The organism is Radicibacter daui (assembly GCA_030657355.1).
GTDB lineage: Bacteria > Pseudomonadota > Alphaproteobacteria > Radicibacterales > Radicibacteraceae > Radicibacter > Radicibacter daui.
The window spans coordinates 562,010-570,000 of sequence record CP131056.1 but is presented as its reverse complement, the minus strand read 5'-3'; the positions used below and the strand labels follow the sequence as shown (position 1 = coordinate 570,000).

Here is a 7,991-nt window from a genome sequence, read left to right as displayed (position 1 = left end):
ATGTTGGCGATCATGCCGATGGCACCGGCGATGGTGGCGGTGACCGTCATGATCAGCGTGTCGCGATGGCGCACATGAGCCAGCTCGTGCGCCATGACGCCGGCAATCTCCTCCCGGCTCAGGCGCCGCAGCAGGCCGGTCGTGGCGGCCAATGCCGCATTCTCCGGACTGCGGCCCGTGGCGAAGGCGTTGGGCTGGTCGGTATCGATGACATAGAGGCGCGGCATCGGCAGGCCGGCATTGCGGGCAAGACCGGCAACAAGATCATGGAATTCAGGCGCCGAACGCGCATCCACCTCGCGCGCCTTGTAAAGGCGCAGCACCATGCCGGCGGAGCCCCACCAGGCAAAGAGGTTCATGCCCGCCGCCAGCAGAAGCGCGATCATCACACCGCCCCGGCCGCCGACCAGATACCCGGCCCCCATGAAAAGAGCCGTCATCGCCGCCAGCAGCACGCCAGTCCGCATGAGGCCAATCATCGAAACCTGCACTCCTCTTCATAAGGTAAAAGCCGTTACGTCACGGATGTGGTGACGCACCCGGGCGGCTGCAAGTTGCCGAAGCCCTTGGAGGCGTCACGCGGGGTGCCTATATAGGCAGGCATGAGCAAGACCGAGACATCCGGGCAGCCCCTGCCCACAGCGCCGGCGGAAACAAAGCCCGCCCCCCCCTCAGCAGACGCCGCCGGACCGGCGGCTGCGCCGGAAAAGGTGCGGGAGAAGGTAAAGGAAATCGGGGGGCCCAAAGGGCCCGAGCCGACCCGTTACGGCGACTGGGATGTCGGCGGGCGCTGCAGCGACTTTTAACGCCCCGCCTCAAGCCACCGCGCCGCTTGCCTGCCGGAAAGGCACGACGGTAAGGTTGCGCGGGGCTGATTCCCCGCTGGACCCGGCCCTTCATGGACCGGCAATGACAAGGCCCCGGAAGCCCCGGGCCATACAAGGATAGAAGGCCTATGCACGCCCTGCTGATTCTCGTCGATACCGTGATCAACCTCTATATCTGGGTGCTGATCATTTCGGCCGTGATGAGCTGGCTCATCGCCTTCAACGTCATCAACACCCATAACCGCTTCGTGCATGTGGTGGGTGAGACGATGTACCGGCTGACCGAGCCGTTGCTGCGCCCCATCCGCAACATCATGCCCAGCCTTGGCGGCATCGACCTGTCGCCGGTGATCCTCATCCTGTTGCTGACCTTCCTGCGCAACCTGATGTGGGAATATCTGGCCCCGGCGCTGATCTGAACCGGTGGCTGATGCCAGCCCCTTCGCCGCTGTCACCGGCGGCGTGGAGATCAGCCTCAAGGTAACCCCGAAGGCAAAACGCGAAGGCGTTACCGGCGAACGTGCCGATGCGAGTGGAAAGCCGCTGCTCCTGGTAAGCGTCACAGCGGCGCCGGAGGACGGCAAGGCCAATGCCGCCGTGCTGGCGCTCCTGGCAAAACAACTCGGACGGCCCAAAAGCAGCCTCAGCGTGATCGCCGGCCAGACCGACCGCTACAAGCGCGTGCTGGCGGAAGGGGACAGCGCAACCCTGCTTCCCGCATTCGAGGACTGGCGCAACCGGCATGTTAGGGCCTAAAAGGGCGTCCTCTTCGCCCCGGCGCGGCCGGGGAGCCGTGCCTTGCGAGGATTCGCGCCATGACCGCCGCCCAGCCCCACACAGCAAAACTGATCGACGGCAAAGCCTTTGCCCTTGGCCTGCGGGGCCGCGTGGCCGAAAGCGTCGCCCGCCTGAAGCTCGATCATGACCTGACGCCCGGCCTTGCCGTGGTGCTGGTGGGCGAAGACCCGGCGAGCGCGGTTTATGTGCGCAGCAAGCATAAGGCGACGGTAGAAACCGGCATGGCGAGCTTCGAGCACAAGCTGCCGGAGACGACGAGCCAGGAAGAGCTGCTTTCCCTCATCCACCAGCTCAATACCGACCCTGCCGTGCATGGCATCCTGGTGCAGTTGCCGCTGCCGAAGCAGATCGACAGCCATGCCGTGATCAACGCCATCGATCCGGACAAGGATGTCGACGGCTTTCATGTGGTGAATGTCGGGCGCCTTGCGGCCGGCATCGACGGTGCGATGGTGCCCTGCACGCCGCTGGGAAGCCTGATGCTGCTGAAGGATGTGCATGGCAGCCTCGCCGGCATGAATGCCGTGGTGATCGGCCGCAGCAACATCGTCGGCAAGCCGATGGCCCATCTGCTGCTGCAGGAAAGCTGCACGGTAACCATTGCCCACTCCCGTACCAGGGACCTGCCGGCCGTGGTGCGCGGCGCCGATATCGTGGTAGCTGCCGTCGGCCGGCCGGAGATGGTCAAGGGCGACTGGCTGAAGCCGGGCGCCACCGTCATCGATGTGGGCATCAACCGCATTGCCCCGGCAACGCCGGAGGGCAAGGCACGGCTGGTTGGCGACGTGGACTTTGCCGAAGCGGTGCAGGTGGCCGGCGCCATCACGCCGGTACCCGGCGGCGTGGGGCCGATGACCATTGCCTGTTTGCTGCGCAATACGGTGGTTGCCGCCTGCGCGAGCAATGGCCTGCCGGCCCCGGCCAACCTCGCGCTCTGAAGCACTTCGGCATAAATATTTCGCCCAAAGAAAAATTCGATACCGCTTGCCCGCGATCATCAGCGGGCATAGCTTAGTCCCGCACTTTAACAAAAGTGTCACATTCCGGTCGCGCCGGGGTAACAGCCATCGGCTAACCCTCGCGTCTGACCGGATGGCTGCGCACCTGTGCAAGAGGGGGTCCTCCCACGGCGGCTGTAGCAGCAATGTGCGTCATAATCGAACGGGGACTCGCCATGAAACTCAGCAAAGCCACTGTGCTGGCGCTTGCCGCCTCCACGCTTCTCACCGCCCCGGCTCTGGCCAAGACCCAGATCCAGTGGTGGCATGCCATGAACGGCACCAACAATGATGCCGTCGAGCGCCTGGCCAAGGAATTCAACGAAAGCCAGTCCGACTATGAAGTTCTGCCCGTGTTCAAGGGCTCGTACAACGAGACGCTGAACGCCGGCATCGCCGCTTTCCGCGCCAAGCAGTCCCCGGCCATCCTCCAGGTGTTCGACGCCGGCACCGGCGTGATGATGGCTGCCAAGGGCGCCGTCCGCCCGGTGGAAGACGTGCTGAAGCTCGGCGGTTTCACGCTGAACAAGGCCGACTACCTCTCCGGCATCACCGCCTACTACTCCGATCCGAGCGGCAAGCTGCTGTCCTTCCCGTTCAACAGCTCGTCCCCGATCCTCTATTTCAACAAGGACACCTTCAAGACGGTGGGCCTCGACGAGAACAACCCGCCCAAGACCTGGCCGGAAGTGTTCGACGCTGCCCGCAAGATCCATGAGAAGACCGGCAAGTGCGGCCTGACCTCCGCCTGGCTCACCTGGATCCACACCGAGAACTTCGCCGCCTGGAACAACGTGCCGTTCGCCAGCGACGAAAACGGCCTCGGCAGCCTGACGCCAACGCTGAAGTTCAACGGCCCGCTGAACGTCAAGCACTTCTCCACCCTGGCCGAATTGGCCAAGGACGGCACCTTCCGTTACGCCGGCCGCACTTCCGAGGCCAAGCCGCTCTTCCTTTCCGGTGAGTGCGGCCTTTACCTCGACAGCTCGGGCGGCATCGGCGACATGGTCAAGTCCGGCATGAATTTCGGCACCGGCGCGCTGCCCTATTATCCGGAAGCCAGCGGCGCTCCGCAGAACACCATCCCGGGCGGCGCCAGCCTCTGGGTCATGGGCGGCCACAGCGACGAAGAATACAAGGGCGTTGCCCAGTTCTTCCACTTCCTGGCCCAGACCAAGATCCAGGTCCGCCTGCATCAGGAAACCGGCTACCTGCCGGTCACGCTGGCTGCCTATGACGAGACCAAGAAGTCCGGCTTCTATGACAGCCACCCGGGCCGTGAGCAGCCGATCCTGCAGATGATGGGCAAGGCTCCGACCGAGAACAGCAAGGGCGTTCGCCTGATCAACCTGCCGCAGGTCCGCGACATCGAGAACGAAGAGTTCGAGGCGATGCTGGCCGGCAAGGAAGACGCCAAGACCGCCCTCGACAATGCCGTCAAGCGCGGCAACGAGGCGATCAAGGAAGCCGCTTCGCGTCTGCAGTAACCCCCGGCGTCGCCTGACGACGGGCGCCCACCGCCTGCCCCTCACCGGGCGGGCGGTGGGTTTTCGTATTGAGACGCTCCGCTTACACCAAAGACCAAGGCCAAAGGGACGGGATGGAACGCCGCGCGATATTCCCCAACAAGAAATTGCCCTATCTGCTGGTGGCCCCGCAGATGGCGATCACCCTCGTTTTCTTCTTCTGGCCGGCCGGGCAGGCCGTGCGCCAGTCGCTTTACCAGGAAGACCCGTTCGGCCTGTCGGTCACCTTTGCCGGCCTTGCCAATTTCCACCGCATCTTCGCCGACCCGAATTACCTTTATTCGCTGCAGGTAACCTTCATCTTCGCCATCGGCGTGACGGTGATGACGATGATCCCGGCGCTGTTGCTGGCGGCGCTGATCGACCGCGTGGTCAAAGGCAAGCTCGTCTACCAGACGCTGCTGATCTGGCCCTATGCGCTGGCGCCGGCGGTGGCGGGCATCCTGTGGCTCTTCATGTTCAATCCCGGCATGGGCACGCTGGCCATGCTGATCCGCTCCACCGGCTACAACTGGGACCCGAGCCTCAACGGCACGCAGGCCATGCTGCTGGTGATGGTGTCAGCGGCCTGGAAGCAGGTGAGCTACAACTTCCTCTTCTTTCTCGCCGGCATGCAGGCGATCCCAAAGAGCTTCATCGAAGCGGCAGCCATCGACGGCGCCGGCCCGATGCGGCGCTTCTGGACCATCATCATGCCGCTTATCTCGCCCACCACCTTCTTCCTGCTGGTGGTGAACATGGTCTACGCCTTCTTCGATACCTTCGGCCTCATCCATGCGGTGACGGCCGGCGGCCCGGGCAAGGACACCGAGACGCTGGTGCTGAAGGTCTATAACGACGGGTATGTGAACCTGAACATGGGCGGCTCGTCGGCCCAGTCGGTCGTGCTGATGGTGATCGTCATCTCGCTCACCATCTTCCAGTTCAAATATGTCGAACGGCGGGTGCACTATTCATGATCGAGACCCGCCAGACCGGGCGCCTCATCGCCCATTTCCTGCTCATCGTCGCCGTTATCGCGATGGGCTTTCCGCTCTATTACACCTTCATCGCCTCGACCCACACCTCGAGCGAAATCCTCTCGCCCCCGCTCTCCATGCTGCCCGGCAGCAATATCGCGGGAGCCTACGGGCTGGCGCTGACCAAGGGCGCCTCGTCGGCCGGCAATGTCAGCATGACGCTGATGCTGTGGAACTCGCTGGTGATGGCACTGGCAATCGCCATCGGCAAGATCGTCATCTCGATGCTCTCGGCCTATGCCATCGTCTTCTTCCGCTTTCCGCTGCGGCTGGTGTGCTTCTGGATGATCTTCATCACCCTGATGCTGCCGGTGGAAGTTCGCATCGTGCCGACCTACCAGGTGATCGTCAGCCTCGGCCTGCTGGATACCTATGCCGGCCTTACCGTGCCGCTGATGGCCTCCGCCACCGCGACCTTCCTCTTCCGCCAGTTCTTCCTGACCATTCCGGACGAGCTGGTAGAGGCCGCGCGGCTCGACGGGGCGGGGGCGATGAGGTTCTTCAAGGACATCCTGCTGCCGCTCTCGCGCACCAACATCGCCGCGCTGTTCGTCGTCACCTTCATTTATGGCTGGACGCAGTATCTCTGGCCGCTGCTGGTCACCACCGACCCGGCCATGGGCACCATCATCGTGGCGCTCAAGAAGATGGTTAATTTCAGCGATGCAGACACGCCCTGGGACGCCGTGATGGCCACCGCCATCCTGGCTCTGCTGCCGCCGGTCGCCGTGATCGTCGGCATGCAGAAGCTGTTCGTCAAAGGCCTCGTCGAAACCGAGAAGTAAGAAGGCTCATCATGGCACAAGTCGAACTGCGCAATGTGCGCAAGACCTATCCCGGTTCCGCGGCGGAAGTGATCAAGGGCGTCGATGTCAGCGTCGGCGACGGCGAGTTTCTGGTGTTGCTGGGCCCGTCGGGCTGCGGCAAGTCCACCCTGCTGCGCATGGTGGCCGGCCTTGAGAGCATCAGCTCCGGCGACGCGGTGATCGACGGCAAGACCGTCAACCAGCTGGAGCCGAAGGACCGCAACATCGCCATGGTGTTCCAGAACTACGCGCTCTATCCGCATATGAGCGTCTTCGACAACATGGCCTATGGCCTGAAGGTCGCGGGCCTGCCCAAGGCGGAGATTGCCCAGCGCGTTGGCGAAGCCGCCGAGATGCTGGAACTGACGCCCTATCTGGAGCGCAAGCCCCGCGCCCTTTCCGGCGGCCAGCGCCAGCGCGTTGCCATGGGCCGCGCCATCGTGCGCAAGCCGGCGGCTTTCCTCTTCGACGAGCCGCTCTCCAATCTCGACGCCAAGCTGCGCACCTCCATGCGCATGCAGATCAAACAGCTGCAGCGCCGCCTTGGCGTCACCAGCCTTTATGTGACGCATGACCAGGTCGAGGCGATGACCCTTGCCGACCGCATCATGATCCTCAACCAGGGCGTGGTAGAGCAGATCGGCACGCCGATGGAAGTCTATAGCCAGCCGGCAAGCCTGTTCGTCGCCGCCTTCATCGGCGCACCGGGCATGAACTTCATGGACGGCACGGTGAGCGGCGGCGGCCACGCCGTGACACTCAAGACCGGCGAAGTGCTGAGCCTTGGCAGCGGCGCCGTCGCCTCTGCCCAGGACGGGCGCGAGGTCACCCTTGGCATCCGCCCGGAGCATTTTGCCCTGACGCCGGAAGGCGACGGTGCCCATCTGACGCTGACGGCCGACTATATCGAGCAGCTGGGCGCCGACACGCTGGTGCATGGCAAGTTCGGCACCGGCATGCTGGTGGTGCGCGTGGCCGGCGAACGCTCCGTTGCCGAGGGAGACAAGCTGGCCCTGACGGCAACGCCCGAGCACCTGCATCTCTTCGACCGGGAGAGCGGCCGCCGCATCGGCTAGGTCGCCCACACCTCTCGCGCCTGATCGCCGGACCGGGCCGGTCAGGCGCGGGAGAGTACGAAGTCCGTCACCACTTCCCATTCCGGCTGGCGGCCAGGCTGCCCCGCCGTCAATGCCGGTGGCGCTTCTACACGGCGGAAATCGCCGATCAGGCTGGCCTTGACCCCGAACACGGCATCGCTGTGCAGATAGGGACAATCCGGCGTGAAGATGTGCGTGGTGATGGGCGCATACCCCTGCGCCGCGACGATGAAATGGATGTGGGCAGGCCGGTAAGGGTGGCGGCCCATCGCTGCCAGCAACTGCCCCACCGGCCCGTCGTCCGGGATGGGGTAGTGGCGCGGCTTGGACGAGCGGAACCAGTAACGACCATCCGCATCGGTGGCGAAGATGCCGCGCAGATTCATATCGGGCTGAATGCCCTTCTGCTGCACGTCGTAGAACCCCTCATCGTTCGTCTGCCAGACATCGAGCAAGGCGCCGGCAACTGGCCGCCCTTCGGTATCGGTGACGCGGCCGCTGACCAGCAGCGGCTCGCCCTTGCCATCAAGGCAGATATCGAAGCCATGCGGCCGGCGCGGTGCATCGGAGACATGGAAGGGCCCGAGCACCGTCGTTTCCGTGGCGCCGGAGGGTTTGCGATTGTTGACGGCATCGACCAGCATGGAGATGCCGAGCACATCGGAAAGCAGGATGAATTCCTGGCGCCAGTCGCTGCAGATCTGACCGGTACGGGTCAGAAAATCGATGGCGGCCATCCATTCCGCCTGCGTGGGTTCTATCTCCTTCACCACTGCGTGCAGGTGGCGGATGAGCGATGACATCAGCGCGACGAAACGCGGGTCCTTCGCCCCGGCCATGCGGGCGATGACCACATCGGCCGAATTTTCCTCGGTGAAATAGCCGCTTTCATGCGCGGCGGGCTGAGCAGTGCTGGCCAT

The 7,991-nt window shown here is 64.0% G+C and carries 10 protein-coding genes (1 of these 10 cut by a window edge); 8 read left to right on the top strand and 2 right to left on the bottom strand.

The window, feature by feature from the left end; genetic code table 11:
- On the bottom strand, positions 1–476 hold the 5' end (the start) of the coding sequence (htpX, locus tag QTL98_RS02740) for a zinc metalloprotease HtpX (RefSeq protein WP_445682222.1). It extends 508 nt beyond the left edge of the window; only the first 476 of its 984 coding nucleotides appear in the window; the start codon lies at positions 474–476; the stop codon falls past the left edge of the window.
- A 126-nt stretch (positions 477–602) separates the two neighbouring features.
- On the opposite strand from htpX, the gene QTL98_RS02735 reads away from it, so the two are divergent.
- The 8 genes from QTL98_RS02735 to QTL98_RS02700 all read left to right on the top strand — a co-directional run bounded on the left by QTL98_RS02735 (position 603) and on the right by QTL98_RS02700 (position 7,050).
- Positions 603–806 (top strand): DUF1674 domain-containing protein, encoded by a 204-nt coding sequence (locus QTL98_RS02735; RefSeq protein WP_445680703.1) that lies wholly within the window; start codon positions 603–605, stop codon positions 804–806.
- 149 nt (positions 807–955) lie between these two features.
- Positions 956–1,246 (top strand): YggT family protein, encoded by a 291-nt coding sequence (locus tag QTL98_RS02730; protein ID WP_445680702.1) that lies wholly within the window; start codon positions 956–958, stop codon positions 1,244–1,246.
- Positions 1,247–1,250: 4 nt separating this feature from the next.
- Positions 1,251–1,583 carry a DUF167 domain-containing protein gene (locus QTL98_RS02725; RefSeq protein ID WP_445680701.1) on the top strand — a complete coding sequence of 111 codons (333 nt, stop codon included), beginning with the start codon at positions 1,251–1,253 and terminating at the stop codon, positions 1,581–1,583.
- Positions 1,584–1,642: 59 nt separating this feature from the next.
- Positions 1,643–2,563 (top strand): bifunctional methylenetetrahydrofolate dehydrogenase/methenyltetrahydrofolate cyclohydrolase FolD, encoded by a 921-nt coding sequence (gene folD / locus QTL98_RS02720; RefSeq protein ID WP_445680700.1) that lies wholly within the window; start codon positions 1,643–1,645, stop codon positions 2,561–2,563.
- Between the two features lie 236 nt (positions 2,564–2,799).
- A complete protein-coding gene (gene ugpB / locus QTL98_RS02715) occupies positions 2,800–4,110 on the top strand; it encodes a sn-glycerol-3-phosphate ABC transporter substrate-binding protein UgpB (RefSeq protein WP_445680699.1) in 1,311 nt (436 codons plus the stop codon).
- Positions 4,111–4,223: 113 nt separating this feature from the next.
- Positions 4,224–5,108: a sn-glycerol-3-phosphate ABC transporter permease UgpA gene (gene ugpA, locus QTL98_RS02710; protein ID WP_445680698.1), complete on the top strand. Its 885-nt coding sequence runs from the start codon at positions 4,224–4,226 to the stop codon at positions 5,106–5,108.
- Positions 5,105–5,953 (top strand): sn-glycerol-3-phosphate ABC transporter permease UgpE, encoded by an 849-nt coding sequence (gene ugpE / locus QTL98_RS02705; RefSeq protein WP_445680697.1) that lies wholly within the window; start codon positions 5,105–5,107, stop codon positions 5,951–5,953. The genes ugpA and ugpE overlap by 4 nt, the downstream gene beginning before the upstream one ends.
- Before the next feature lie 11 nt (positions 5,954–5,964).
- The gene (locus QTL98_RS02700) at positions 5,965–7,050 is read left to right on the top strand and encodes a sn-glycerol-3-phosphate import ATP-binding protein UgpC (RefSeq protein ID WP_445680696.1); all 1,086 of its coding nucleotides are present in this window, start codon (positions 5,965–5,967) and stop codon (positions 7,048–7,050) included.
- A gap of 41 nt (positions 7,051–7,091) precedes the next feature.
- Here QTL98_RS02700 and QTL98_RS02695 read toward each other — a convergent pair whose 3' ends face one another.
- On the bottom strand, positions 7,092–7,991 hold the full coding sequence (locus QTL98_RS02695; protein ID WP_445680695.1) for an intradiol ring-cleavage dioxygenase: 900 nt from the start codon (positions 7,989–7,991) through the stop codon (positions 7,092–7,094).

Excerpts from the sequence above, each read along its gene's own strand:
- QTL98_RS02700 (WP_445680696.1), top strand. The coding sequence starts at position 5,965 with ATGGCACAAGTCGAACTGCGCAATGTGCGCAAGACCTATCCCGGTTCC.
- QTL98_RS02735 (WP_445680703.1), top strand. The coding sequence starts at position 603 with ATGAGCAAGACCGAGACATCCGGGCAGCCCCTGCCCACAGCGCCGGCG.
- QTL98_RS02695 (WP_445680695.1), bottom strand. The coding sequence starts at position 7,991 with ATGGCCAGCACTGCTCAGCCCGCCGCGCATGAAAGCGGCTATTTCACC.
- ugpE (WP_445680697.1), top strand. The coding sequence starts at position 5,105 with ATGATCGAGACCCGCCAGACCGGGCGCCTCATCGCCCATTTCCTGCTC.
- ugpA (WP_445680698.1), top strand. The coding sequence starts at position 4,224 with ATGGAACGCCGCGCGATATTCCCCAACAAGAAATTGCCCTATCTGCTG.
- folD (WP_445680700.1), top strand. The coding sequence starts at position 1,643 with ATGACCGCCGCCCAGCCCCACACAGCAAAACTGATCGACGGCAAAGCC.
- ugpB (WP_445680699.1), top strand. The coding sequence starts at position 2,800 with ATGAAACTCAGCAAAGCCACTGTGCTGGCGCTTGCCGCCTCCACGCTT.
- QTL98_RS02730 (WP_445680702.1), top strand. The coding sequence starts at position 956 with ATGCACGCCCTGCTGATTCTCGTCGATACCGTGATCAACCTCTATATC.